This window comes from Hyphomonas sp. (genome assembly GCF_041398465.1).
Classification (GTDB): Bacteria; Pseudomonadota; Alphaproteobacteria; order Caulobacterales; family Hyphomonadaceae; genus Hyphomonas.
In genome coordinates, this window is the sequence record NZ_JAWKUS010000001.1 from 394,282 (window position 1) to 418,456 (window position 24,175).

A 24,175-nucleotide genomic window follows, 5' to 3' on the forward strand; every position below is an offset into this window, starting at 1 on the left:
CGATTCACTTGCACGCTAAGCTCGAGAAAGGAGTCCGGCGGCTTCGCCGATCTCCTTCCTGAATATTGAACGCCCAGCACTAGCCCGCCGGGCAACTATTCGGGCGGCCGCCGGAGAAGAGATCGTTGAATCGCTTCTTCGGAACGGCTGCCGGTTTATTCTCCAGGCAATCGATCCAGGCAAAGTCTGCCTTGGCGATATTGGCGGCCAGATCCTTGTTGAACTTCTGGTTCACGCCAGGGTCGTAGTTGAGGTAGAGGATGCCTTCTCCCGGAACATAGGTCGACGGATCAACCTGCTGGCCGGTCTCAGGGTCCACGATAGAGAAGGCTTCGGGATCGACCAGAAGTTTCTTGTGGCTGGTCAGTGCGAAGGCGCAATGGCCATCATAGGCCGGGGCGAACGCCGCAGGATTGCCGAGGAACAGGTCCCGGTTTTCCGCCGACGCGAACCAGAATGTCGCGCCGTTATAGTTCGCCGTGTACTGGTTCGTGCCTTCGGTCGGCTGGAAGGTCGTGTGGTAAGCCACAACGTCGTATCCGAAATTGGCGATGCCGTTTTTGTCGGTGAATTGTTCGCCCGCTGTGGCGGTGCCAAGTGCCGACATGGCTGCGATAGTGGCGAGGCATAGGTGTCTCCAGTTCATGGGAATCTCCATTCTTTCCAGATGTGGTTCAACTTGCCGGAACGTACGGGCGGACGAGCGCAGCGAGGCGACCGGCGACCAGCGAGAGTTCCTTGCGGCGGATGATGAGCATGCTGACGCTGCCCAGCCAGACGAAGCAGGCCGCAACAAACAGGCCGCCGCCATCATTGTTCGGATCGACGCCCAGCGGTGTGAACAGGTGGAACGAAATGGCCCCACTCATGATGGCAACACCGATGGCTGCGCCGACGGCCTGCAGGTAGCGGTATGACGGCAACAGCATGCCGGCGATCAGCAGCGAGGACGCAATCAGCTCTCCTGTGCCGATCACATACTGGCTGAACAGGCCGGTCACATCGAACAGGCCGGGAGCGCCGAGCGAGGTGGCCCAGGTATCGAGGCGCCCGAAGATTTCCTGGGTATTCGGATGGTTGGTGAACTTGAAACGCAGGCTGTCCAGGAAGACGGCTGCGGTGAAGACAGTGATGACGCGGGGCGCCCACCGTCCGGCGATAGCGGAAACTGAGTTCATCTTGCTTGCTCCTTCGGCAACAGGCCACACAGCTGGTGGCGACAGGAACAAGATCGCGGATTGCGCATGAGAACTGAAATGCCGTCTGGATATGGAGGACATGCGCGGCCCTCATCATACTATTTCCCCGTCAAGGGTATGCACGGCGCGCTGTGCCGGTATATGTGATTCCAACGGGGTAATCTGAGGGACGCAGCCATGGAGATGCAGCAGGTCCGCTATTTCCTAGCGCTGGCAGACAAGCTGAATTTCACGCGGGCGGCAGAGGCGTGCAACATCACGCAGCCAGCTCTGACGCGGGCGATCAAGTCGCTTGAGGACGAGCTTGGCGGTCCATTGTTCCACCGCGAGCACTCACGCACCCACCTTTCGGAACTGGGGCGGATGATGCAGCCCTACTTCCAGTCCATCTTCGACCAGACCCAGGCCGCGAAGGAACAGGCGAAACCCCTATCCAGCATGGAACACACGGAGCTGAAGCTCGGCGCCATGTGTACGCTTGGGCCGTCTGTATTGTCCGACTTTATCTGCGGATTTCACCAGAAATTCGACGGGGTCAGCCTGCACATCGTGGATTCTACCCTGCCCTCGCTCAGCGAGTCCCTGACAAAGGGTGACCTCGAAGTGGGCCTTGCCCGCACGACGGAAGACCTCGACGAGCGTTTCCATGCGATCCCGTTGTTCCGCGAGCGGTATGTCATCGTCCTGCCGATGGATCACCCGCTCGCCCGGAAGAATGTGATCGAATTCAAAGACCTCGATGGCCAGCCCTATGTCTCGCGCATCAATTGCGAAATGGCCGATACGGGAGACCAGATTGCAGCCGATCTCGGCATCTCCTTCCCCGTTGTCTTCCGCTCGGAACGGGACGACTGGGTGCTTGGAATGGTTCGGGCCGGGCTCGGCTGGGGCTTCTTCCCGGAATTCTCCCAGCTCCCGGATGATGTCGCCGTGAGACCACTGGTCGGGCCTGAGTTCTGCCGGACGGTTTCTCTTGTGACGGTCCGGGGCCGTCCGCACTCGCCGGCTGTGGGTGCGTTCGTGCGGGGCGCACGCGCCTTCGACTGGCCAGATACGGACCACATGGCGGACGAATAAAGACGCTCAATAGCGCGGCTCGTACATAAGGTCTGAGACGCGACCCGGGATGTCGGCGGCCATCTCATCGGTCAGATCAGCTATGCCGAGCTTGACGGCGCACTGGGCGACATTGATGGCGATCTGGCGTGATACTTTGCGGATATCCCTAAGCGGCGGATAGAGCGCGCCATCCGACAGATCATCAGCCGTCACCAGACCCGCGAGCGTGCGCGCGGCTGTGAGAAACACCTCCTCCGGCAGGTGCGATGCGCGCGCGGCAATCGCGCCGAGACCGATGCCGGGGAAGATATAGGCATTGTTGCCCTGCCCCGGCCGGTGTAGCCGACCGTTCCGGCAAACCGGCGCGAACGGACTGCCGGAAGAGAAGAGCGCCCGGCCGTCCGACCAGTCATAGGCCTGCTCGGCCGTGCATTCAGCCTTCGAGGTTGGGTTCGACAGGGCGAAGACAACTGGCTGGTCGTTGAAACTTGCCATCTTCTGGATGACCGTCTTTGTGAACGTGCCGGGTGCACCCGTCGCACCGATCAGGACGTCCGGGTGGATCGCATCCAGCGCCGTCAGGAAATCCATTGGTGCAAATTTGTGGGCATAGGGAAGATTGTGTTCCATCAGGTCGTCTCGGCTGGCGACGACAAGCCCCTCCTTGTCGACAAACCAGAGCTGCTGCCGGGCGAGCATGTCGCTTAGGCCTTCGGCCTTCATGGCTTCGCACAGAAGATCGCCGATACCTGTGGCCGCAGATCCTGCTCCAAGGAACATGATCCGCATGTCGCGCAACGGTTTTCCCGTGGCGCGGGAAGCTGCGTAGACCCCCGCCAGCGCAACGGCGGCCGTGCCCTGGATATCATCATTGAAGCAGAGGATGTCATTGCGATAGCGATTGAGAAGACCATAGGCATTCGGCGTCAGGAAGTCCTCGAATTGGATCAGCACATCCGGATGCCGATCTCGCGCCGCCTCGATGAACTCGTCCACCAGCGACAGGTATTCATTCCCCGCGATCCGCTCATGCGGATAGCCGAGATAGAGCGGGTCATTCCGCAGTGCCTGATTATTCGTGCCGACATCCAGCATCACCGGCAGGCATTGCGACGGATGAATCCCCGCACACGCCGTATAGAGCGCCAGCTTGCCAATCGGGATACCCATTCCGTTTGCGCCAAGGTCTCCAAGGCCGAGAATGCGTTCGCCATCCGTTACGACGATGACCTTCACATCATCCTCAGGCCAATTGTCGAGCGTCTCGCGGATCGAACCACGGTCCTCCGGCGTCACATAGAAGCCACGGGGACGGCGGAAAATGTGCGCGAACTCCCTGCAGGCCTGTCCGACCGTGGGCGTGTAGATCAGCGGCATGATCTCCTCGATATGCTCGCTGACCAGCCGGTAGTAGAGGCGCTCATTCCGGTCTTGCAGCGCGGTGAGGAAGATATACTTCTCGATGTCGCACGACTTGCGGCGCATGTTTTCCAGTACGCGGTCAACCTGCGTGTCCATCGTCGCCACTGCATGGGGAAGCAGGCCGCGCAGGCCCATGCTGTCACGTTCCTCCCGCGTGAAGGCGGTCGACTTGGTTGCCGCCGCATCAATCAGATAGTCCCGGCCGGTTCTGTCACAGATCATCTTTTCTCTCTCGCCTTAGGAAGTTCGACTATGACGGGAGAATGCCCGGCCCCTGTTTTACAGGCCAATTGAAGATGGGCATGGGCACTATTCCCGTTCTGCATTGGTCCCGTTCGCGCGCGTGGGAGACACTGCCGGCCAAAGGAACACAAAGGAGATGACCATGAATTCCTTATCCGGACGGTCAGCCGTATCGCTGATCGCACTCGCAACCGCCGCCTGCGCACAGCCTTCGCTGTTTGCGGGACAGGATACAGCGGCCGCAGACACACTGCTGATCACCAATGTGAACGTCATCCCCATGACGTCCGACACCGTACTGGAAAACCAGTCCGTTCTGATCGAGAACGGCCGGATCATGCAGGTGGGTCCCGAAGGATCGATTCCTGTCCCGGCAGGCCGCCAGGTGATTGACGGCCATGACGGCTATCTCATTCCCGGCCTGGCCGACATGCATGTGCATCTTGGCCTGAAACTGCCGCAGGATGGCCTTGCAAACCGGGCAGAAATGGAACGTGACCTGTCGCTCTACCTTCCGTATGGCGTGACAATGGTGCGCCAGATGCGGGGAGACGAGACAGCGCTTGAACTTCGCGAGGCAATTGCCGCCGGTGAACTGCCGGGTCCGCGCCTCATTGTGGCGAGCCCGTCTCTCAACGCCAGCCTGCCAGACAGTTTCGGGCCGCACGTCACGACGCCTGAAGAGGCGGTGACAGTTGTCCATGCCCTGGCCGAAACGGGCTATGATCTCGTCAAGGTGCATCAGGACCTTCCGGACGAGGCCTTCAATGCCGTGATCGACACGGCCCATATGCTGGGCCTCCCGGTCGCCGGCCACACACAGGGAACCCTGGCGGACACGCTTCGGTACGACTCAATCGAGCATTCGGAAGAAGTCTCTCACCTGTTCGAGGAAGGCGCAGACTTCTCGCAGTCTCCTGAACTGCTCATGATGATGAAGGATGGCGGTGTTACGGTAACGCCGACACTCATCGTGTTCGAGACAATCCACAAATACCTAACGGATGAGGCGCTGGACGCATTGCTGGCATCAGACGATGCCCGTTTCGCATCAACCTACTGGCGGGATGTGATGTCGCCTGAGACCAATTTCTTCCGCCTGTCGATGGGACCGGACTATGCGGTGAATGAGCCGTACTTCCGCTCCGAGTCTGAACGCCTTCAGGATCTTACTTTCCGGCTCAATGACGCTGGCATTCCTCTGATGCTCGGCACAGATGCCGTTGGCCTCGTGGCGCCCGGCGTGTCGGTGCATCAGGAACTGGAGCTTCTGGTGCAGGCCGGTCTCTCGCCCTTCGAGGCGTTACATACGGCGACGGTCGTTCCGTCCGAATGGCTGGAGGAGAGCGATAGCCGCGGACAAATTGCCGTGGGCATGGAAGCAGACTTCGTACTGCTGGATGGAAACCCGTTGGCTGACATCAGCGCGACGCGCAAGGTTGCCGGCGTCGTGACTGGCGGCACTTGGTACTCGCATGATGCCCTGCAGGCGATGCTGCCCAAATAGGGCCATCCTCCTACCCCTCGACAAGCCCTTGCAATGCGACCCCATCCGGAAATCCGGATGGGGTTTTTCATGAGCGGCAAAGAAAGACGCCGCACCCAGGGGAGAGGTGCGCCGTCAGGGTAAGCTGATGTCTGGAGGGAGAGGGGCTACATCAGCTCGGGGTCGGTAATCACCTCGACAAGCGCCGGGCCGTTGTGCGCGATAGCTTCGGCGAGTGCCTTGTCGAGATCGTCCAGCGAACGGACCAGAAGACCCTTCGCACCGCACGCGCGGGCAAAGCCGGCGAAGGGCGGGTTCACGAGATCGGTTTCCCAGACCGGGAATTCTCCGACGCGCTGTTCCTTGGAGATCTTGCCGAGCTGGGAATTGTTCATCAGCACGTGGCAGATGTTCATGTTGTACTTCACGGCTGTGGTCAGCTCCATCGCATACTGGCCGAAGCCGCCATCGCCGGAGACCGAGATAAGCTTGCGGCCGCGATACTCCTCACGGTCCTGCGTCGCCGCCCAGGCGCCCATGGCTGCGGGGTACGAGAACCCGATGGAACCGAGATAGCCGGACATCAGCACACGCTGCTTCCCGCTCGGTTCGAAATAGCGGCCGAAGGAATAGGTGTTGTTGCCAACATCGACCGGCAGGATGGCATCTTCTGGCGCAAGGCGGGTCAGCGCATCGAACAGCGCGGCGGCGGACAGACCCTTGCCGCGGTCTTCCGAAATGCGCGTTGCCTTCTCGGCACGCCACAGCGTCCAGCGCTCTGCGACTTCGGCGCGGAGATCTTTGGCGACGACCTTGCCGGATACGGCCTCCCGCATCAGGCGCGCGGTGACGCCGACATCGCCCAATACCGGCGCTGTCACCGGATGGCGCTTCGCGATCTTCATCGGGTCGGTGTCGACCTGGATGATCCGGGCGCCTTCATAGATGCCGGTGTGATCGGAGAAGGATGCGCCGAAGACCAGCAGCAGGTCCGCTTCGTTCATGAACCAGCTGGCAATCGGTGTACCGGACCGTCCCATGACGCCGGCGGCCAGCGGATGCGCATCCGCGATCTGGCCCTTGGCCTTGAAGGTTGTCGCAATTGGCGCGTTCAGCGTTTCCGCTAGTGCGATCACTTCGTCCATGCTGTTCAGTGCGCCGTAGCCGACGATGATCATCGGCCGCTCTGCACCAGCGAGCATTTCCGCCGCTGTTGCCAGGTCTTCCGTTGGTGGGGCAATGGCCGGATTGGCCATACGCCCGGCCGGGGTCTGAGGCATCAGGCCTTCGTCAGCGGGGCGCGGCTGCACATTATCCGGCAGGATGAGGTGGCCGACGCCGCGCTTCACGATTGCCGTCTTGATGGCTTGCGTCACGAGTTGGGGCAGGTCGGAGCTGGGATGGACCGTTTCGGAGAATTCGCAGACGGCTTCAAACGCCGCCTCAAGGTCGATGTCCTGGAAGGCGTGCACACCGATCACCTGTTCCTGCACCTGTCCGGTCAGGGCCAGTGCGGGGGCACCATCTACCTTGGCGTCCCAGAGGCCGGTCAGCAAATTGGTCGCGCCCGGACCGGCAATGGTGAGCGCGCCGGCCGGTTGGCCGGTCAGCTTGCCATAACCTGAGACGGCAAAGGCAGCGGCGCCCTCGTGGCGGATACCGTAATAGTTCAGCTTGCCTGCCTCAGCCTGCACGCGCAACGCGTCGGAGAAGCCGAGATTGGAGTGGCCGACCATGCCGAACACGCTCGTCACGCCCCAGTTGATCATGGTCTCGACCATGACGTCAGACACGGTCCGTTCGCGTGGCGGCTGTTCCGCCACGCCGACATAGACACCATCCTCTCGCACCTCGACCGGGAACAATTCCTGCCCTGTGTCTTCGTGGACGCCCGGCGGCTTGCCGGTCAGCGGATCGAAGTCCCAGCCATGCCAGGGGCAGCGCAGCCAGCATTTGCCGTCGACGCCTTTCTCGATGGAGCCTTCACCGAGCGGTCCGCCCTGGTGCGGGCATTTATTGTCCATCGCGGCGAAGGTACCGTCGAAATGGGTGAGCGCGACCGTCTGGCGGCCGGCGACGGCTGATTTCACGCGGCCTTCGCCGACTTCTCCGGGCTCTGCCACCTTGTGCCAGATCAGGTTGGTTTTGGTCATCGTCCACTCCTCCGGGATCACATTTCGGTTGGATCGTAGATTTCCTTTTGCATTTGCGCACATGCCAAGAAATCATGACCGCTATACCCGTGATGAATTGGACCCGCGCGGACCGTCTCCGTAAGCTGGCCCTCAATCGCCAGAAACATGCCTCCCGGGGAGACAGGATGAAACAGGTCAGCATCGCAAAATGGAGCCAGCTTGAGGACCGCAAGCCTGCCTATGCGCTGGTAGCCGATGTCGATCTCGTGGTCGTCCGGTTCGATGACAAGGTCTCCGTCCTCTATGGCCGTTGCCTGCATCGCGGCGCGCTGATGGCGGATGGGTATGTCGACCAGAATGACAATCTCATCTGCGGCCTGCACCACTGGGATTATCGGGTCGATACCGGCGTATCCGAATATGAGAACAAGGAAGTCCTGCAGAAATTCGCCGCCTGGGTTGAGGGCGATGACGTGCTGGTCGACGAAGACGAAATTCGCGATTGGGCAAAGGACCATCCGCAACCTTTCAAACGCGACGACTATCTCGGCCTGTATCAGGATACCAGCCACGGCCAGAACGAAGAGCCACGCAACGGAGAAATCCAGGCGCTGGCGCGCGACAGCCTCTCGAAGACCGGCCACCACGGCCCTGTCGACGCAATGGGTGTGCCCCGCGACCAGCTGCCGGACTGGGATGACATCCAGATCGTCACGGCACAACTTCACCGGCGTCCGCTTCAGGAGAGTGAGCCTGTCTACACACAAACGGTGATCGGCCCGCGGGCCGCGAAGCCTCTGGTGCTGGATATTCCGCTATTCGTGTCCGACATGAGCTTCGGCGCGCTTTCCGCCTCCGCCAAGGTGGCGCTGGCGCGCGGCGCAGAACTGGCTGGCACGGGCATCTGCTCCGGCGAAGGCGGCATGCTGCCGGAAGAGCAGGAAGCGTGCTCGAAATACTTCTACGAACTCGCCTCCGCCCGGTTTGGCTTTTCGTGGGACAAGGTGCTGAAAGCGCAAGCCTTCCACTTCAAAGGCGGACAGGGCGCAAAGACTGGCACAGGCGGTCACCTGCCCGGCGCGAAGGTCACCGAAAAGATTGCGGAAGTGCGCGGCCTGAACCCCGGCGATGACGCAATTTCGCCTCCCACCTTCCCCGACTGGACGGATCTTTCCCAGTACAGAGACTTCGCCGCGGAAGTCCGTGAGCGGACAGGCGGTATTCCTGTCGGCTACAAGCTGTCTGCGCAGAATGTGGAGAAGGATATCGACGCAGCACTGGAAGTCGGCGTTGATTACATCATCCTTGACGGACGCGGCGGCGGCACGGGCGCTGCGCCCCTGATCTTCCGCGATCATATCTCCGTACCAACCATCCCTGCCCTTGCCCGCGCGCGGCAGCACCTCGATGCGCATGCACCGGATGTGACGCTGATTGCAACGGGTGGCCTCCGCACCGCGCCTGACTTCATCAAGGCAATGGCGCTCGGCGCGGATGCCGTGGCGCTGTCCAATTCCGCAATGCAGGCCATAGGCTGCGTCGCTATGCGCGCCTGCCACACCAATAACTGCCCCGTAGGTATCGCGACGCAAAAACCGCATCTTGTGTCCCGCCTGGTCGCCGAGAAATCTGCCCACCGCCTGAAGAACTTCTTCGAGGCGAGCGTGGAGCTGATGCAGGTCATGGCCCGCGCTTGTGGCCACCATGCGCTCTCTGATTTCAATGCCGAAGACATCATCACGTTCAAACGCGACATGGCCGACCTTTCGGGCATCCGCTATGCGGGAGTGGCCAGATGAGCCTTGCGACCGCAAACCTGATTGCCACCCTGCTGGGCCTCTACTTCGCTGTTGGCGCAGTGATCGCTCTGGGCTTCGTTGCATTTGGTGCAGGACGTATCGATCCGGACGCGAAAGCCATGCCTCTGCAGGCCCGGCTTCTGGTGTTTCCAGGCGCCATGGGGCTCTGGCCGTTGATCCTGTTAAAACTCTTCACACAGAAGGCACCGCCCATATCATGAAACGCGCACACCGAACCGCTCACAGATCGATCTGGATCATCGCCGCGCCGCTTCTGGTCGTCGTCCTGATCGCCGCACTATCCGGCCGAAAGGCCATGCCTCTCAACGACACGCTTCCGGGCTTCGCCGTCACGGAGGCGCGCTGATGGCGCATGGGTACAAGGCCGTCACCTGGACCCCATTCAAGAAGCGTTTCGACACGTGGATGCTGGCCGGTGTTGCGATCTATCTGACGGGGTTCGCCGCAGTTTCTGCGCTGGCGATGCCGGACGGCGAAAGCTTCACACCGGTCCAGATGATGATCCGTGCAACCGGAACACTCGCATTCCTGATGCTGACCTTCATCCTTTGTATTGGCCCGCTTGCCCGCCTGACCCCTCGGCTCAAGCCCCTGCTCTACAATCGCCGCCATCTCAGGGTGACGACATTCCTGATTGCTCTGGCGCATGCAGGGTTGGTGACGCTCTGGTATCACGGCTTTTCGGACATCAATCCGTTTGTCTCCCTGCTGGCTTCCAATCCGCGATATGATTCCATCTACGGATTTCCGTTCGAATCCCTGGGGCTGATCGCACTTCTGATCCTCTTCCTCATGGCGGCGACCAGCCATGATTTCTGGAACACCAATCTTGGCCCCGGCCTGTGGAAGACGATCCACTTGTTCGTGCACGCCGCGTATGTGTTGCTGGTCGCGCATGTCGCGCTTGGCGCAATCCAGTTTGAAAAACATCCGGCCTATGCTGCCCTTCTGGTGTCCGGCGCGACAATCGTTACGGCACTCCAGCTCTACTCGGCATTCTTCGCATCCGGTCCTGACCGGAAAGTGAGGAGGGTAGATGGATGGCTTGAGGCGGGACAGGCAGCAGACATCCCCGACAGCCGTGCTGTCATCCTTGAGCCGGAAGGCGCAGAGCGCATCGCCGTGTTCCGGAATGGCAACAAGGTGCATGCCGTCTCCAATGTCTGCCGCCATCAGGGCGGTCCGCTTGGCGAAGGCCAGATCATCGACGGCTGCATCACTTGCCCGTGGCACGGCTTCCAGTACCGCCCTGAAGACGGCCGCTCACCGGAACCCTTCACTGAGCGCATCTCCACTTATGAGACGAAGATCCGCGATGGCATCGTTTACGTGAACCCGTTGCCTCTGGCTCCCGGCACACCTGTCACACCATCGCTGATCGAGGGGGCCGCCTCATGACCCGCAAAAAAGACGACAGCTTCTTCGTTGGCTGGGCGGACACACCCGCGCCCGACCGCCGCTTCTTCCTGCGGGCCGGCATAGGCCTGACGGTGGGAAGCGCCGTACTTGCCGGCGGGCTCGCCGCGCTCCAGACACCTCCCGGAACCGGCAGCTGGAACCAGGGCGCTATCCGGGAATGGCGCGGCATCGTGACCGGCACGCCCTATGCCATGCTGCGCACACTGGACCTTGGCGGCGGGCCACGCACGGCCCTGCTCTCCTGCCTTGGCAAATGCGGTGTGGCAGCGAGACTTGGTTCTCTGGCCGGAAAGGCGGTCGTCATCACCGGCAGTCTGATCCAGCGGGGACGGCATTCCATGATCGCCGTCAACGAGATGGGCGAGTGGATTCGTGAGGATGATGGCCCAGCTGATCCCTCGCTGGTCTTCCCCGATCCGGAACCCCTTGGCAGCATTTCACTGGCCGGTGAAATCCTCGATTCCAAATGCTGGTTCGGCGCGATGCGCCCCTCGGAAGGCAAGGTCCACAAAGCCTGCGCCTCCCTCTGTATACGGGGCGGCATCCCCCCCGCCTTCTTCGCGCGGGACAAGGGGGATAGGTCTGCGCTGATGATCATGGTGGACAATGGGCGGTCATACGGAGATGAACTGCTGCCATTTATTGCGGACCCCGTGCGGCTCAGCGGCGAATTAGTCCGGGCCGACGATCTTCTGATATTGGATGCACCCATAACTCGTTTCGAACGCGTGTAGAACGAAACTCCGAACACAGAATCGTTCACCAACTTTGTTCTTCTCACATTTCCATCCTTACCCGGGAACGAGGCGAGCTAACCATTTTTTCCGATATTTCCGCTGCACACGGAGCGCACACGATGCCATATAACCCACTGATAAGTATGCACTTTCACTCCAGTCCATCATGGGCGCCACGGAGAAACGATAGTCTAGCATGGGCGGACTTGTGGCGAGGCAGCCTTCAAAGATCAAGCGTAGCGATCAGGGCCCGCCAGATTCCCGGCGCAGGCGCTGTTCGGAATCGAAGGCGCGCTTCAGGGCTTCGCGGGCTGCGGTGAATTCCGCTTCCTTCTCGGCGATCTTTGCGCGGCAGGCCTGGATAGCGAAGGTCTGGCGCTGCGCATAACCGTGTTCGTAGGACAGGATATGGGATTCGATCCCGCCCGCCTCACCATTGAGCGCAGCCAGATCTGTTTCCAGACGCTGCAGGTCAGTCTTCAAGGCCGTCAACTCCTGCTGGACACTCAGCAGGTCCTGCTCTGCCCGCTGGCGTTTGAGGGCGACAAGTTTCTGAAGGGGCGGACCTTTTTGTGCCATCCCCTACTCCATGTGCCTTTTCACGCGCTCGACGAAATTGATTGCGGCGGCCACGGCGGCGAAGTGTTCAGGGCGGATTTCCTCGTCCACTTCGACCAGGCTGTACATTGACCGCGCCGCCGGCGGGTCACGATAGATGGGCACATTGTTCGCGGTCGCAACTTCGCGAATGCGGGCGGCGAGATGGTCGACGCCCTTGGCCACGCAGACCGGCGCCTTGCTGGAGTCAGGATCCCATTTCAAGGCAACGGCGTAATGCTCCGGGTTCACCATGACAACAGTGGCGTCTTTCACATTGGTCAGCATCTGGCCGCGCGTGATCTTCTGCGCCTTCTGGCGGCGCTGCTGTTTCAGCTGTGGGTCGCCTTCGGACTGTTTCAGTTCCTTCTTCATCTCCTCGCGCGTCATCTTCAGCTGGTTGGCATGGAGACGGCGCTGAAGCGGCAGGTCGATCGCCGCCAGGACTGCCTGAAACAGGAGGAACCAGAAGATCAGCTTCAGCACCTGGCTGAATGTGAAATCGGCAAACTGGCCCTGCTGGATAGCGCTGGAGGCATAATAGTCCTGCGCAAGCTGTACGAGGAAGACGACCGCGATCGTGGCCGCGAAGGTCAGCTTCACCGTATCCTTCAGGAAATCCAGCAGGCCCTTGGCGCCATATTTTTTCTTGAGGTTCTCAATCGGTGACAGCTTCTTCGGATCAGCCTGCACCTTCTTTGCCGAAAAGGAGATGGAGCGCTGGGCAACCAGCGCCAACAAGACGATAGCGCCGAGGATCAGCAGGACCGGAGAGAACTTGATCAGCGTGGTCGATAGCCAGCTGCGTGTCTCGGAACCGCCGGAATCGAAGATGTCCTCGGAGAAGGCGTCGGCGTGGTACAGCATGGACGAAAAGTCCTGGAACACGGAGGTGCCAATCGCCGTCTGCAGCACCACCGCCGCCACCATGGTCGCGATAATCAGCGCCAGCGTATTGGCTTCCTTGGACTGCGGGACATTACCTTCTTCGCGCGCCTGTTGGCGGCGCTGCTCGGTGGCTTCGAATTCCTTTTCGCCGCTGTCTGTATCCTGCTCAGCCATGGTCTACCTCACTGCCAGACAACGATATCAGGAATACGGCCTTCCCACACCACCAGCAGGCCCATGATCGACAAGGCGAGCAGGATAACGCCTGCGCCGATCATCAGCGGTGCACCGACAAAGGCCACCATCAGCGAAGGCAGCGCCTTGTTGATGAATCCGAGGCAGATATTGTACAGCAAATTCACCGCCACGAATGGCCAGGCCAGCATGATAGCCAGGCCAAATGCAGAGAGAAACGCCTGAACCAGCATGTCCTGGTTCATGGCTTCCAGCGCGCCGATCGGCACATCCGTATAAAGACGCAACAGGCTGGCAATTGCCTTGATGTGAAAATCGGCTGAGAGCAGTAGTGCAGCCCCCGCCATCGACAGCAGGTTTGCCGTCATGGTCTGCTGTTCATGCTCCAGCGCGATCCCCAGAAGCTGCGACAGGCCGATGGACTGCGAGATCACTGTGCCCGCAATGCTGAGCATCCAGATCGTGACCCTCAGGACCACGCCGAGCGAGAAGCCGATGGCCACTTCCGTCGCAAGCACACCCGCATAGGACGCAAACGAGTCCGTCGCCGGCGGCGCGATGAAGCCTGAAATCGAGAACATCGCCGAAAGCGCGAGCAGGATCATCACCCGCATCTGCAGCGGAACGGTCTGCTCACCGATACCGGGCATGAAGAAGATGATGAAGCTCAACCGCGCAACGATCACCATGACCAGCGCGATCCAGGCGGACAGCGCGTCGGGGACGGGCAAGCCCAGAAACATCAGACAACGCCGATAATGTACGGCTTCGTCTTGGCGTTGATTTCCTCGTAAGCCAACACGGCATTGCGAATACCCTTGCTGACGAGCACGGTCTGCAAGAAGCGGCGCCGGCGCGACGTGGTCGCCACCGAAGCAATCACACCCTTGCGGGCCGCTTCGTTCAGTTTGGTCTGAACCAAATTCGTCAGCTCACCAAACAATTCCGGCGGCAGCGCAATATCGCTGTTGCCGTTCTCATTGGTGATTTCATACTGGGCAAACTTCTGTTCCCAATTGGTAGACAGCTGGACCAGTGGCAGGCGCCCCTGTTCGTCCTGAAGGCGGTCGACAATCTGGAAGGCGAGCCGCTGGCGCACCATTTCCACAGACCTCTGGATGTTGGCTCCGGCCTGCTTGGCCTCTGCCAGAGTCTCGACAATGAGGAACAGATTGCGGATCGATACACGCTCCTCCAGCAGGAGACGAATGACCGACAGCAACAGTTCCGGCGTGACTTTGCCCGGTATGTATTCGTCGAGGAACCGGCGGTTCGCAGCGGCCCGGTCCGGATCGGACACCTTCGTGAGGGCATCCAGCGTGTCGAGCATTACCATGCGCGTGAAGATCAGCGAGAAGTTCGACTGGATGACTTCCAGCATGTGCGTCGCCAGAACTTCGATCGGCTCGACTGCAGGAATTCCAGAAGCCGCGAGTTCCTGCTTCTTGCCGGAAGCCAGCCAACGGGCGGCAGCCTTGTAGACCGGCTCCTTGACCTTCTCGCCATCTAGATGCGGTAGCTGGTCGTCTTCCAGCAGTGCAAGCACTGAGCCTGGCCGCAGGAAGCCGGAATCGATGCGAACGCCCTGAATGCGGATACGGTATTCGTTCTTCTTCAGGATCGGATTGTCCGTCATCCTGATGGGTGGAAGGACGAATCCATACTCCTCGGCGATATACCTTCGGATCTTCTGGATCCGGCTTTCAAAGCCATTATCCCCCAGCAGGACGAGGTTCACGAGATCCGGCGCGACTTCGAGGTGGATCTCGTCCGAATGGATGGAGTCGCCGAACTTGACCGGTTCCGGAACTTCCTCCTCAAGCGCCAGTTCCTTGTCGGCCTCGGCTTTTTGATGCTGCTGGTGGATGAACCAGGCGGCGGTTGCGAAGCCGACAGCGGCCAGCATGAACGGAATGAACGGCAGGCCCGGGAACAGGGCGAACACGCCAAGAATACCCGCAACGATAAACAGTGCTGCAGCGTTGCCGCCGAGTTGCGCCACCAGCGCGAGGTCAATGGAGCCGTCTTCCCTCCCCTTCGACAGGAGAAGCGCTGCGGCAACGGAAACGATAACTGCCGGGATCTGTGAGACGAGGCCGTCACCTACTGTCAGGATCGAATAATTACTGAGGGCTTCGGAGAAGCTGAGGTGATGCACCGTCAGGCCGATACCGATCCCGGCCAGCAGGTTCAGCGCGGTGATGAGCAGGCCGGCTATCGCGTCGCCCTTCACGAATTTCGACGCACCGTCCAGCGAGCCGAGGAAGGCAGCTTCTTCCTGTTCCTTCTGGCGCCGCTTCTTGGCTTCTTCGTGAGAAATGGCGCCAACGGCGAGGTCAGAGTCGATGGCGAGCTGCTTGCCCGGCATGGCGTCCAGGGCGAAGCGGGCGCCGACCTCAGCCATACGGCCCGCACCCTTGGTGATGACCATGAAGTTCACGATCACCAGAACGCCGAACACGACGAGGCCCACGAACAGGTTCCCGCCCATGATGAACATGGCAAAGCCCTGAATGACGCCGCCTGCAGCATCCGTACCCGTATGGCCATCGCCGATAATCAGCTTTGTCGACGACACGTTCAGAGCCAGCCGCAGGATCAGCGACGCGAGCAACACACTCGGGAAAGAGGAAAAGTCCAGCGGCTTCTCGATGAAGATGGCCGTCGTGAAGATGAGGATTGCGAATGCAAATGAACAGGTCAGGCCAATATCCATGACCCATGCCGGAACTGGCAGGATCATCACAAGGATGATCATCATCAAGCCAATCGCCAGAAGTGCGGTTGGGTTCGAAAGACCGAAAAGTTTCTTCGTCTCCACGGGCGGGACCTATTCTGAAATGAGCGGCAGGACGTAATTGTTGAAAAGATCGAGTGCGATACGGGTCATGTAGCCAAGCGACAGGAAGAACACGACGACGACGGCAAATATCTTCGGGATAAAGGTCAGCGTCATTTCCTGGATCGAGGTCAGTGCCTGCAGGAGGCCGATGACAAAACCAAGGATGAGCGTCGTCACCAGGATCGGCATAGCTATCATGGCGGCACCCCAGATATGGGCTCTCAGAACCTCAAAGATTTCCGCCTCGGACATGCCGCACCCTCCGGCCTCAGACCGGCATCCGCAGCAGTTCCTGATAAGCCTCGACGACCTTGTCGCGGATCGTCACGGCCGCATCGAGCATCATCTCGGCATTTGCGAGCGCAGCGACCATGGCATGTGGATCTGCGCCGGACACAGCCGTGTCCATGGCCGAACCTTCCGCTTGCTGAAGAGCAGCCCGGAAGTCTGAGATGCCTTCGGCCACGACATTCTTGTCGTCGGTCTTGGTAGCCGCGCCAGCTGAGCCAGCTGCATCTGCAGGCCGCGCAGTATTAAGCGCCGTATAGGCGTTGAACCCCACTGTCGACATTACCCATCTCCCCTTCTACCGCGTTAGCGGCGTAGAACATCCAGTAGTGACTGGTACATCGTGCGGGCCTGCTGAAACGAGTTCAGATTGGCCTCGTAGGTGCGGTTCGCGTCGCGCAGGTCTGCCATTTCCGTAATCAGGGAAACGTTGGACATGGTGACGTAACCGTCCTGATCGGCCATCGGATGGGACGGGTCATACTCCCTCTGACCCGGTGTCTCATCCAGCATGACCTTGGTTGCCGCAAAATCGGCGCCATTGCCGGGCAGCGTTTCCTGCAGCAACAGTTTGCGGCGGTATCCCGGCGTGTCGACGTTCGAGATATTCTCCGACGCCAGTGTGACACGCTTCTGCTCCAGCGACATGCCGGAGACCGCCTGCATCATGATTTGCTTGAGTGGGTTCAATCAGACCTCCCTCAATACTTTCCGAGTGCAGTGCGCAGCAGATCCAGCGACTTGGCATAGACCGTCATTGCCTGCTCGTGCTGACCGGCTGCTTCCGCCGATTTGAACATTTCCATTTCGATGCTGACCGAATTACCGCTTGGCGAAACCGGTCCATCGGACTCGATCACCTTGAATGAGGTGTTCAGTCCTGTGTGCGACGCGCTGTTACTGGCGCGCGCGAGATACGACTCGAAAGACTCAAGTTGCTTGGCTTTGTAACCCGGCTCGTCGGCATGCGCGATATTGGTCGCGCTCACCTTCTGGCTCTCGGCGGCGTAACGGGCCATCGCGCCGTAGATTTCGAAAAGCGGAAGCTGGGAAATCATGACAGACTCGTCTTGGTTAACTCGTTAACAAGACTTCAAGCGATAAGTTGAAGAAAGAGTTAACCGATCGACTCGTTTTGTTAGGATTTACACCATGCCTGTGGGTGCCGCCTCGCCCTCGTTTACACTTTACAGGCTCTGGGGCACGGTCACCGAGGTTGCCCCGGGCATGATCAGGATTGCCGGGATCAGCGAACTGGCCGGCGTCGGCAACGAAATCCTCATTGAAAAACAGGGCATGAGCATCCTCGGGGAAATCCTGTCGATTTCCGGAGACAGTGTAACCGCCCTCCTGTATTCCCCCTGCGACGCGATCCGGATCGGCGACGCGGTCCAGATCCAGCAGGAACCGCGCATTGAGCCGGGCGACCACTGGCTCGGTCAGATCATCAACTATCGCGGCGATATCACGGGCGTTGCGGCGCCAGCGGTCCCGATGCGCGCCACCAATCGCCGACTGAACACCGCTCCCCTGCCAGCTCACGCCCGTCGAGGTATCGGCAACCGGCTGAAGACCGGCTGGATGATCACCGACACGCTGCTGCCAATCTGCCAGGGCCAGCGGCTCGGTCTGTTCGCAGGCTCCGGCGTGGGCAAGTCGACTTTTCTCGGTTCCCTCGCAGCAGGGTTGGATGCAGACCGGGTTGTCATCGCCCTGATCGGTGAACGCTCCCGCGAAGTGAACGAGTTCGTACGGAATGTGCTGCCACAATCGATCATGTCGAAGACCGTCGTGGTCGCGGCGACCGCCAGCGAACCACCCGGCGCCAAGAAACGTGCGGCTTACTGCGCCATCACCGCAGCCGAACATTTCCGGGACGAGGGACACAACGTACTCTTTCTCTTCGATTCCATAACGAGATTTGCCGAGGCGCACCGCGAAACCGCGCTGATGGCCGGAGAGACCCCGGCACTGAACGCCTTCCCCCCTTCGACCGTCCGGGTCATTTCGGAACTGGCCGAACGGGCGGGACCAGGACTTGGCGACAAAGGCGACATAACCGCCATTTACTCCGTACTCGTTGCCGGGTCGGACATGGAAGAGCCGGTCGCAGACATGATCCGTGGCATCCTGGATGGCCACATCATCCTGTCGCGTCAGATCGCGGAACGCCAGCGCTATCCGGCGATTGATGTGCTCCGGTCGGTCTCTCGTGCGCTACCGCACGCCGCGACCGCTGAAGAGAATGCCCTCATCCGCCGGTGCCGGCAGACACTCGCGCTCTATGAAGAGCTGGAACCCATGCTGAGGGCAAACCTGTATGAATTCGGGAAGGATGATAACGGCGACAATGCGATTGCGCTCTTCCCAGCGCTCGACGCATTCATGGGCACCAGGAGCCCGGATGGGGTCGCTGCAGCATTTGGAAAACTTCAGAATATACTCGGTCCGGAAGACGCGTCCCGCTCGCCCGCGAGTGCGTCTACGACAGAAGGCTGAGGAACAGATTCTGGCTGGCCTGACTACCCACGCCATTGCCCAGCAGGGTCAAAGCCGCTGAGGCAGGCGAATAGGATGTCGACCCATTCTCAAGAGTCTCCATCGCCAGGAACCGATGAATCATCTTCTCGGTCATCTCCGGCGAACTCAATTCCGACATGTCACTAATTCCGAGAACGGACGTAATCTGTTCCTGGAAGACCTCTGCCTGCCGATCGAGATCAAGACTGCTGATCCCATCAGGCAGATTGAACGCGGTCTGCATCACGGTACGAACCGGCACATCCCCAAGAATCCGATACAGAATGGTCTTGTCGCTGGAATCTGTCCCGACCATACCGCTGATCTCGGACTGGTAGTTGAGAGCAAGGCGCATCGAATCGTCGACTTCCCCGACGGCCGACCGGAATGACTGCGCTTCGAAATTTACAGCTATCCTCGCTCGCGCGGCCGACGACATGATGATCTTGCCGTCAATCGGAGACAGGGCTTCAGCGAATTTGGTGTACTTCGTATTGTTCAGGCGGGGCAGAAAAGTGCTTTCGGGGTCCCCTACCTCTTCAAGTGCCTTGCGGATAAACCCGCCTTTCCATTCTTCACCTGCCAGACCGAAGGATGTCATGGTGATGCGCAGGAGGCGCTTGTCCGCCATGAAGTCGTCGACAGTCATGGTCTGAGACAGCTTGTCCAGCATGTAGTCCCGGTCATTCCGGACCTGCGGCGAATCACTGAAGGATTCCAGCTGGCGCGAATATGTCGCCTGCAGGAACTTCCATCCACCTATACCGGACAGTGGGATGGCAGGCTGGAACATTGGTTCAGGCGACCTTTGCCTGGAGCAAAGGCGCGGCACTCCGGCCGGACAGCGCCAGAAGTTCCGCCTCAATCGGCATGATCTGTCGCAGATGGCACATGGCCGAATAATAATTTCCCCGGGTAATCATGGATCGGAGCACCGGAATCAGTTCCGGGTCGATGTGATCAAACACATCTTCAAGGCGTGCGCATTCGGCATCAATCGCCGGAACTGTCGCGTCTTCCTTGAGGTCGCCGGTCACTAGGAGCTGGATGGCGTAATAGACCTGTTTTACGGGCGTATCGACTTCCGTCGGATGCATGGCATCCCGGCAACGAAGGACACGGGCATCCCCTTCGACGACACGGATGCGTGCAGGCTTGTCGCCATTCTCGAGAGTTGCACCATTGATAATGAACCGCTCACCCGGCGCCACTTTGAAAACGAGACCTGACATCAGGCACCCTCCCCAGCTGCATCGCCAGCCATCGCGCCGCCCAGGCCACTCATGATGGACTGGTTGATTTCGATCAGGTCAGCGATCTCGCCTTCACCAGCCATGATCTTCATGCTGGTCTGACGAACAAATTCTGCAAGGTAGAGAAGGCTCCGCTTCATCTCGTCCGGCAAGGCATTGCCAGGGTGAAGCAGGTCAATGGCAATCGTGGTCCACAATTGCTGGTTCCGGTGGATAGCATCTGCCCAATCGGTAGGCTGGACGTTATCTTCTTCTGAAACCTGTTTGAGCGCGTCCGTGATCTGACGGAACAACGCGAACTCAATTTCCTTTTCCCCAGCTGTGCGTTGCTTGACCTCCCCATAAGCCTTGAAAGCCAGTGATTGCAAAGCACCCTCCCCGGGGTTGTTGAAGTGATAGCCCGGGAACCGCCATTGGCTCCCGGGCTACACATCATATTAGCGGAACAGCGACAGCAGAGTCTGCGGCGCCTGGTTAGCAATGGACAGCGACTGCACGCCGAGCTGCTGCTGGACCTGAAGGGCCTGCAGCTTGGCCGAAGCAGCTTCCATGTCGGCATCCACGAGACCACCGATACCGGAAGTCATGGAGTCGATCAGGGAGCTGACAAAGTCAGTCTGGTTTTCGATACGGGTCTGCGAAGAACCGAAGCCGGCTGCAGCGTCGATCGACGTCTGGAGCAGAGATTCGATCGAGGTCAGAGCAGCCGTTGCGCCAGCGTCGGTCGTGACGTCGATCGTGGCAACGTTACCCAGACCACCGGCAGAGGTGCCAGCCGTACCGCCAGTTGCGGAAGCGGCAGTAACCGAAAGGTTGGCGCCCGAGTTGTTCGTGATCGAGATCACATCATCGGTACGGGAAACCGTGTAGTTGGTCTCGCCGGTAGCACCGAAGAAAGTGTTGATCTGGTTGGCCAGGTTGGCAGCGACCGAGTTCAGGCTGTCATCCGCACCAGCAACGTATTCGAAGGTGCGCTGGCCAACGCTGTTCGTCGTGGCCGAGTCATCGAGAACGATGCGGTAGGAGTTACCATCAGCGACGGCAGCGATGGTGATGGCCTGCGTTGCGCCGTCAGCGACGGTCGCAGCCGTACCAGCATTTGTACCACCGTTGTTGATGATGGTCAGGTTGGTGACAGCGGTGCCGCCGAAAGTTGCGCCAGTTGCAGTGTTGCTGATCGACAGGTCATGACGCGCAACGTCGATGAAGGAAGCCGAAACAGTGCCCGAAGAGCTGCGGTCCAGCGAAGACAGGATCTGCATGTCGGCCGTGGAAGAACCATCGACGAGGTTCAGGCCGTTGAACTGAGCAGCACCGACAACCGAAGCGATGTTTTCACGGATCTCGCCGATCTCGGTCTGGATCTTGGAGCGGTCAACGTTGGCGCCCTGGGCCGTAACGATCAGCTCTTTCATATCTTGCAGCAGCTCGGTCACTTTTTCCGAAGCAACGCGAGCAACACCAACCGTCGAAGACCCGAGGTTCAGCGAGTCGGAGATTTGCTTGAAGCTTTCAACGTCGGTCGACATGACCGTCGAAATCGCCCAGATCGCGGCATTGTCTTTGGCGCTGGAGACAGACTTACCCGTCGAAATTTCGTTTTGGACAGATGCGAGGTTTTTGTTGATGCCACGCAGCGTGTCGAGCGCAACCATTGCGCTGTTATTAGTCAGAATACTGGACATATTATACCCATCCCTAAGGAACGAGGCCAGCGAACGGGTCGCGGCCTGATTAATTTTCGTGTCGTCCTGACTGCGGAAATCCGCCAACCCCTCCAGGTTTCAAGAACCTGATTACAATCGGGGAATGTACAAGCAGTTAACCAGTCAGGCCTTTTTCAGGAATTGTCCGGTGACTTCTGTAAACGCAACCTGCCCGCCTGTTTGCGTATAAGAACCAACATAAGCGTTCGCATGCTGGGACTCGACCCGCTGGATGGCACGCCGCAGGCCATTCTGAATCGCTTCAAAGTGGATGGCGTTCTCTTTCGCCATCGAGACGATTTCCATCATGTCATTCTGGTAGGCGCGAGGTGCTGAGCCGACCTCGAGCGATCCGAAGGCAGTTTCCAGTGCGTCCATGGCCGACAGCTTCGCCTCCGCCAGATCAATTGTGTCGCGAGCCTGGCCAGCAAGAAGGTATTGCCGCTCCAGAGCCAGCGTCTCCTTTAATCCGTCCAATTCATTCTGGATCAAATCCTGACTCATTTTGCGGCATCCTGTTGTAGTGATTGGCTGGCGGCCACCGTGCGGTCGACTGCCTCCCCCAGCCCCATGGGGTGGGTTTCAGCCAGATCTGCTGCGATCGATTCAATCAGGTATCTTGAGAAAGTCTCAGCAGCCTGACCGCCATCCTGCGCAAATGCCTTGTCGAGACCGGCATAGGACAGCATCTCGGTCCAGAGCATCTGTTCGAATCGCTTGCCGAGTTCCGACGCATCAGACGCACCCTTCCCTGTTGCACTCGGATCAGAAATGCCGGGCATCTGTGCCGTATATGCCTGGAAAGAGACAGGCTGAGACATCTGATCCTCCGGGTTCGGACTGCTGCAGAAATTTTTGCCGCAATGGTATGCGCGTTAACGCTGTTTTCATGTCCTTTCGTTGTAACTTGGTTAATATTGGGACGGGGAATCGTAACCGATTATGACATTTATGATTGAACCGGGTCTGGCGCTTGCGAAAACAAAGCCGGGATCTGACCGTGCGGGATCCAAGGCACCAGAGGCCGGATCCGGGGATGCGTTCGCCCGCTCCCTGGAAGCAGATCGCGGTACCCAAGAGAATAAAGGCGATGGGCCTGCGTCCACCGAAGTCAAAGCTTCAGATGCGGAGCCCGCCCCGAAAGCAATCAGCTCGCCGCTTGACGGTAGCATTGATGCCGAAATCGAAACGGAGGGGGCATTGTCCGCAAATAGCGGCGAGCCTCCCAGCGAAACCGTCACAGAAGCAATTACCCGGGACGAAGCTGAACTGCTCGCAACAGACGAACGCCATGCAGGATCGGCCTCCACGGAAGCCTCGGATCCGTCCGAAGATGATGATAACATCCGAGTGGCTGGCGCAGCTGCCGGCCCGGTGGAAGCATCTAAATTGCCCGCGGACGCTGAATTATCCTCTAGTGGCAAATCCTCCGGCGGCGAACGGGAGTCTGTGGACACCGCCGATAACCGTCAGGATAAAATTAGTTCACTGAAGGACACGCCTGCCGATCCCGAAATTCAGGCCATGACAGTACAGGCGACAGCGCCGAGTGATGTCAGTCAGTCTGCTCTTCGCACTTCCGGCAAAGATACACGTCTCAACATCTCCACAGCCGTGAAGGACACGGCAGCCGCAGCTTCAGATGTGGCGGCTTCGCAGACAATGGCTGCGACTGAAGGACAAAAGAGCGAACATCCTTCCAGCAACGCTGACCTTGTCGAGCAGAAAGACGCATTCCTGACCGATCTTGCGAATGTTTCGCCGGAGGAAACCTCCGAAACGGTCAAGTCGGCTACTTCGACTCACGCCGCCCCTTCCCCGGACGCCGGTTCTCCAATTCTCGCGGCCGCTCTTGGGGCTTCGCCCGCTTCCCAGCCAGCCGCACAGCCGGCCCAGTCTCAAATCCAGATGACGCCCACGAATGCCATCGTGACCGCCAGCCCGGCAGAGACGGTGAAGATCATCACGGACGCAGTATCGTCTCCGGATGACACGCCAGACAGGATCACCGTGCAACTCGATCCACCGGAGCTCGGCCGCGTTTCCATCGACTTCAAGTTCGATGCACACGGAATACAGCACATCACGGTGACGGGCGAATCTCCGGAAGCACTCAGGCAGCTTCGCCTCATGCATTTCGAACTGACGCAGGCGCTGGAGCGCAGCGGGCTGTCCGGCCAGAACATGACTTTCCAGCAGCAACAATCCGGTCATCAGCAATCTCATACGCCCGCATCCGGGCGTCTGTTCAACAATGGCAATACGGCTGCTGAGCCGGGCCTTCTCACCTCTGTGAACTTGACCGCAGACTCGATCCGTCCTGCCCGCACCGCGAGCGGCGGTCTCGATATTCGACTGTAAGGATT

General features: G+C 59.5%; 27 protein-coding genes. 9 read left to right on the forward strand and 18 right to left on the reverse strand.

Annotated features, from left to right (window positions below; translation table 11 throughout):
* Positions 1-79: 79 nt before the first annotated feature.
* Both R3C98_RS01850 and R3C98_RS01855 read right to left on the reverse strand, forming a co-directional pair.
* Positions 80-646 carry a YHS domain-containing (seleno)protein gene (locus R3C98_RS01850; RefSeq protein WP_371312421.1) on the reverse strand — a complete coding sequence of 189 codons (567 nt, stop codon included), beginning with the start codon at positions 644-646 and terminating at the stop codon, positions 80-82.
* A gap of 28 nt (positions 647-674) precedes the next feature.
* Positions 675-1,178 (reverse strand): hypothetical protein, encoded by a 504-nt coding sequence (locus R3C98_RS01855; RefSeq protein WP_371312422.1) that lies wholly within the window; start codon positions 1,176-1,178, stop codon positions 675-677.
* Between the two features lie 198 nt (positions 1,179-1,376).
* Between R3C98_RS01855 and R3C98_RS01860 the strand changes: the two genes are divergently transcribed.
* Positions 1,377-2,276: a LysR family transcriptional regulator gene (locus R3C98_RS01860; protein ID WP_371312423.1), complete on the forward strand. Its 900-nt coding sequence runs from the start codon at positions 1,377-1,379 to the stop codon at positions 2,274-2,276.
* A gap of 6 nt (positions 2,277-2,282) precedes the next feature.
* On the opposite strand, the gene R3C98_RS01865 is transcribed toward R3C98_RS01860, so the two are convergent.
* Positions 2,283-3,902, reverse strand: coding sequence for an NAD-dependent malic enzyme (locus tag R3C98_RS01865; protein WP_371312424.1), 1,620 nt, complete (start codon positions 3,900-3,902; stop codon positions 2,283-2,285).
* A 163-nt stretch (positions 3,903-4,065) separates the two neighbouring features.
* Here R3C98_RS01865 and R3C98_RS01870 point away from each other — a divergent pair, with 163 nt between their 5' ends.
* The gene (locus R3C98_RS01870; RefSeq protein ID WP_371312425.1) at positions 4,066-5,430 is read left to right on the forward strand and encodes an amidohydrolase family protein; all 1,365 of its coding nucleotides are present in this window, start codon (positions 4,066-4,068) and stop codon (positions 5,428-5,430) included.
* Between the two features lie 146 nt (positions 5,431-5,576).
* Here R3C98_RS01870 and R3C98_RS01875 read toward each other — a convergent pair whose 3' ends face one another.
* Positions 5,577-7,562, reverse strand: a complete 1,986-nt coding sequence (locus tag R3C98_RS01875) for a thiamine pyrophosphate-dependent enzyme (protein ID WP_371312426.1) — start codon at positions 7,560-7,562, stop codon at positions 5,577-5,579.
* Positions 7,563-7,729: 167 nt separating this feature from the next.
* On the opposite strand from R3C98_RS01875, the gene R3C98_RS01880 reads away from it, so the two are divergent.
* The 5 genes from R3C98_RS01880 to R3C98_RS01900 are packed head-to-tail and all read left to right on the forward strand — an operon-like array spanning position 7,730 to position 11,517.
* Positions 7,730-9,343 (forward strand): glutamate synthase-related protein, encoded by a 1,614-nt coding sequence (locus tag R3C98_RS01880; RefSeq protein WP_371312427.1) that lies wholly within the window; start codon positions 7,730-7,732, stop codon positions 9,341-9,343.
* On the forward strand, positions 9,340-9,564 hold the full coding sequence (locus tag R3C98_RS01885; RefSeq protein WP_371312428.1) for a hypothetical protein: 225 nt from the start codon (positions 9,340-9,342) through the stop codon (positions 9,562-9,564). The genes R3C98_RS01880 and R3C98_RS01885 overlap by 4 nt, the downstream gene beginning before the upstream one ends.
* A complete protein-coding gene (locus tag R3C98_RS01890) occupies positions 9,561-9,710 on the forward strand; it encodes a hypothetical protein (protein ID WP_371312429.1) in 150 nt (49 codons plus the stop codon). The genes R3C98_RS01885 and R3C98_RS01890 overlap by 4 nt, the downstream gene beginning before the upstream one ends.
* Entirely contained in the window at positions 9,710-10,762 is a 1,053-nt protein-coding gene (locus R3C98_RS01895) for a Rieske 2Fe-2S domain-containing protein (protein WP_371312430.1), read from the forward strand. The genes R3C98_RS01890 and R3C98_RS01895 overlap by 1 nt, the downstream gene beginning before the upstream one ends.
* Entirely contained in the window at positions 10,759-11,517 is a 759-nt protein-coding gene (locus R3C98_RS01900) for a hypothetical protein (protein ID WP_371312431.1), read from the forward strand. The genes R3C98_RS01895 and R3C98_RS01900 overlap by 4 nt, the downstream gene beginning before the upstream one ends.
* Before the next feature lie 246 nt (positions 11,518-11,763).
* Here the strand turns inward: R3C98_RS01900 and R3C98_RS01905 are convergent, their stop codons facing one another.
* The 8 genes from R3C98_RS01905 to R3C98_RS01940 form a co-directional block, all read right to left on the reverse strand.
* A complete protein-coding gene (locus R3C98_RS01905; protein ID WP_371312432.1) occupies positions 11,764-12,099 on the reverse strand; it encodes a hypothetical protein in 336 nt (111 codons plus the stop codon).
* 3 nt (positions 12,100-12,102) lie between these two features.
* Positions 12,103-13,179, reverse strand: a complete 1,077-nt coding sequence (locus R3C98_RS01910; RefSeq protein ID WP_371312433.1) for a flagellar biosynthesis protein FlhB — start codon at positions 13,177-13,179, stop codon at positions 12,103-12,105.
* Positions 13,180-13,187: 8 nt separating this feature from the next.
* Entirely contained in the window at positions 13,188-13,943 is a 756-nt protein-coding gene (locus tag R3C98_RS01915) for a flagellar biosynthetic protein FliR (RefSeq protein ID WP_371312434.1), read from the reverse strand.
* Complete coding sequence (locus R3C98_RS01920) at positions 13,943-15,961, reverse strand: flagellar biosynthesis protein FlhA (RefSeq protein WP_371312435.1); 2,019 nt, start codon at positions 15,959-15,961, stop codon at positions 13,943-13,945. The genes R3C98_RS01915 and R3C98_RS01920 overlap by 1 nt, the downstream gene beginning before the upstream one ends.
* A 69-nt stretch (positions 15,962-16,030) precedes the next feature.
* A complete protein-coding gene (locus tag R3C98_RS01925; protein ID WP_371312436.1) occupies positions 16,031-16,294 on the reverse strand; it encodes a flagellar biosynthetic protein FliQ in 264 nt (87 codons plus the stop codon).
* A 16-nt stretch (positions 16,295-16,310) separates the two neighbouring features.
* Complete coding sequence (locus R3C98_RS01930) at positions 16,311-16,613, reverse strand: flagellar hook-basal body complex protein FliE (RefSeq protein WP_371312437.1); 303 nt, start codon at positions 16,611-16,613, stop codon at positions 16,311-16,313.
* A gap of 23 nt (positions 16,614-16,636) precedes the next feature.
* Positions 16,637-17,020, reverse strand: coding sequence for a flagellar basal body rod C-terminal domain-containing protein (locus tag R3C98_RS01935; RefSeq protein ID WP_371312438.1), 384 nt, complete (start codon positions 17,018-17,020; stop codon positions 16,637-16,639).
* Between the two features lie 11 nt (positions 17,021-17,031).
* The gene (locus R3C98_RS01940; RefSeq protein WP_371312439.1) at positions 17,032-17,388 is read right to left on the reverse strand and encodes a flagellar biosynthesis protein FlgB; all 357 of its coding nucleotides are present in this window, start codon (positions 17,386-17,388) and stop codon (positions 17,032-17,034) included.
* A gap of 94 nt (positions 17,389-17,482) precedes the next feature.
* On the opposite strand from R3C98_RS01940, the gene R3C98_RS01945 reads away from it, so the two are divergent.
* On the forward strand, positions 17,483-18,829 hold the full coding sequence (locus R3C98_RS01945; protein ID WP_371312440.1) for a FliI/YscN family ATPase: 1,347 nt from the start codon (positions 17,483-17,485) through the stop codon (positions 18,827-18,829).
* Here R3C98_RS01945 and R3C98_RS01950 read toward each other — a convergent pair.
* From R3C98_RS01950 to R3C98_RS01975, 6 genes are all read right to left on the reverse strand, one after another.
* The gene (locus R3C98_RS01950; protein WP_371312441.1) at positions 18,813-19,643 is read right to left on the reverse strand and encodes a DUF1217 domain-containing protein; all 831 of its coding nucleotides are present in this window, start codon (positions 19,641-19,643) and stop codon (positions 18,813-18,815) included. The genes R3C98_RS01945 and R3C98_RS01950 overlap by 17 nt on opposite strands.
* 4 nt (positions 19,644-19,647) lie before the next feature.
* Positions 19,648-20,082, reverse strand: coding sequence for a flagellar biosynthesis repressor FlbT (locus tag R3C98_RS01955; protein WP_371312442.1), 435 nt, complete (start codon positions 20,080-20,082; stop codon positions 19,648-19,650).
* Positions 20,082-20,471, reverse strand: a complete 390-nt coding sequence (gene flaF / locus R3C98_RS01960) for a flagellar biosynthesis regulator FlaF (RefSeq protein ID WP_371312443.1) — start codon at positions 20,469-20,471, stop codon at positions 20,082-20,084. The genes R3C98_RS01955 and flaF overlap by 1 nt, the downstream gene beginning before the upstream one ends.
* 69 nt (positions 20,472-20,540) lie before the next feature.
* A complete protein-coding gene (locus R3C98_RS01965) occupies positions 20,541-21,788 on the reverse strand; it encodes a flagellin (RefSeq protein ID WP_371312444.1) in 1,248 nt (415 codons plus the stop codon).
* Between the two features lie 144 nt (positions 21,789-21,932).
* A complete protein-coding gene (locus tag R3C98_RS01970) occupies positions 21,933-22,313 on the reverse strand; it encodes a hypothetical protein (protein ID WP_371312445.1) in 381 nt (126 codons plus the stop codon).
* Positions 22,310-22,630 (reverse strand): hypothetical protein, encoded by a 321-nt coding sequence (locus R3C98_RS01975; protein ID WP_371312447.1) that lies wholly within the window; start codon positions 22,628-22,630, stop codon positions 22,310-22,312. The genes R3C98_RS01970 and R3C98_RS01975 overlap by 4 nt, the downstream gene beginning before the upstream one ends.
* 121 nt (positions 22,631-22,751) lie before the next feature.
* On the opposite strand from R3C98_RS01975, the gene R3C98_RS01980 reads away from it, so the two are divergent.
* Positions 22,752-24,170, forward strand: coding sequence for a flagellar hook-length control protein FliK (locus R3C98_RS01980; protein WP_371312448.1), 1,419 nt, complete (start codon positions 22,752-22,754; stop codon positions 24,168-24,170).
* Positions 24,171-24,175 lie beyond the last annotated feature (5 nt).

Coding starts and splice junctions, on each gene's coding strand:
- R3C98_RS01850 (WP_371312421.1), bottom strand. CDS start 646: ATGAACTGGAGACACCTATGCCTCGCCACTATCGCAGCCATGTCGGCA.
- R3C98_RS01855 (WP_371312422.1), bottom strand. CDS start 1,178: ATGAACTCAGTTTCCGCTATCGCCGGACGGTGGGCGCCCCGCGTCATC.
- R3C98_RS01860 (WP_371312423.1), top strand. CDS start 1,377: ATGGAGATGCAGCAGGTCCGCTATTTCCTAGCGCTGGCAGACAAGCTG.
- R3C98_RS01865 (WP_371312424.1), bottom strand. CDS start 3,902: ATGATCTGTGACAGAACCGGCCGGGACTATCTGATTGATGCGGCGGCA.
- R3C98_RS01870 (WP_371312425.1), top strand. CDS start 4,066: ATGAATTCCTTATCCGGACGGTCAGCCGTATCGCTGATCGCACTCGCA.
- R3C98_RS01875 (WP_371312426.1), bottom strand. CDS start 7,562: ATGACCAAAACCAACCTGATCTGGCACAAGGTGGCAGAGCCCGGAGAA.
- R3C98_RS01880 (WP_371312427.1), top strand. CDS start 7,730: ATGAAACAGGTCAGCATCGCAAAATGGAGCCAGCTTGAGGACCGCAAG.
- R3C98_RS01885 (WP_371312428.1), top strand. CDS start 9,340: ATGAGCCTTGCGACCGCAAACCTGATTGCCACCCTGCTGGGCCTCTAC.
- R3C98_RS01890 (WP_371312429.1), top strand. CDS start 9,561: ATGAAACGCGCACACCGAACCGCTCACAGATCGATCTGGATCATCGCC.
- R3C98_RS01895 (WP_371312430.1), top strand. CDS start 9,710: ATGGCGCATGGGTACAAGGCCGTCACCTGGACCCCATTCAAGAAGCGT.
- R3C98_RS01900 (WP_371312431.1), top strand. CDS start 10,759: ATGACCCGCAAAAAAGACGACAGCTTCTTCGTTGGCTGGGCGGACACA.
- R3C98_RS01905 (WP_371312432.1), bottom strand. CDS start 12,099: ATGGCACAAAAAGGTCCGCCCCTTCAGAAACTTGTCGCCCTCAAACGC.
- R3C98_RS01910 (WP_371312433.1), bottom strand. CDS start 13,179: ATGGCTGAGCAGGATACAGACAGCGGCGAAAAGGAATTCGAAGCCACC.
- R3C98_RS01915 (WP_371312434.1), bottom strand. CDS start 13,943: ATGTTTCTGGGCTTGCCCGTCCCCGACGCGCTGTCCGCCTGGATCGCG.
- R3C98_RS01920 (WP_371312435.1), bottom strand. CDS start 15,961: ATGATGATCATCCTTGTGATGATCCTGCCAGTTCCGGCATGGGTCATG.
- R3C98_RS01925 (WP_371312436.1), bottom strand. CDS start 16,294: ATGTCCGAGGCGGAAATCTTTGAGGTTCTGAGAGCCCATATCTGGGGT.
- R3C98_RS01930 (WP_371312437.1), bottom strand. CDS start 16,613: ATGTCGACAGTGGGGTTCAACGCCTATACGGCGCTTAATACTGCGCGG.
- R3C98_RS01940 (WP_371312439.1), bottom strand. CDS start 17,388: ATGATTTCCCAGCTTCCGCTTTTCGAAATCTACGGCGCGATGGCCCGT.
- R3C98_RS01945 (WP_371312440.1), top strand. CDS start 17,483: ATGCCTGTGGGTGCCGCCTCGCCCTCGTTTACACTTTACAGGCTCTGG.
- R3C98_RS01950 (WP_371312441.1), bottom strand. CDS start 19,643: ATGTTCCAGCCTGCCATCCCACTGTCCGGTATAGGTGGATGGAAGTTC.
- R3C98_RS01955 (WP_371312442.1), bottom strand. CDS start 20,082: ATGTCAGGTCTCGTTTTCAAAGTGGCGCCGGGTGAGCGGTTCATTATC.
- R3C98_RS01965 (WP_371312444.1), bottom strand. CDS start 21,788: ATGTCCAGTATTCTGACTAATAACAGCGCAATGGTTGCGCTCGACACG.
- R3C98_RS01970 (WP_371312445.1), bottom strand. CDS start 22,313: ATGAGTCAGGATTTGATCCAGAATGAATTGGACGGATTAAAGGAGACG.
- R3C98_RS01975 (WP_371312447.1), bottom strand. CDS start 22,630: ATGTCTCAGCCTGTCTCTTTCCAGGCATATACGGCACAGATGCCCGGC.
- R3C98_RS01980 (WP_371312448.1), top strand. CDS start 22,752: ATGACATTTATGATTGAACCGGGTCTGGCGCTTGCGAAAACAAAGCCG.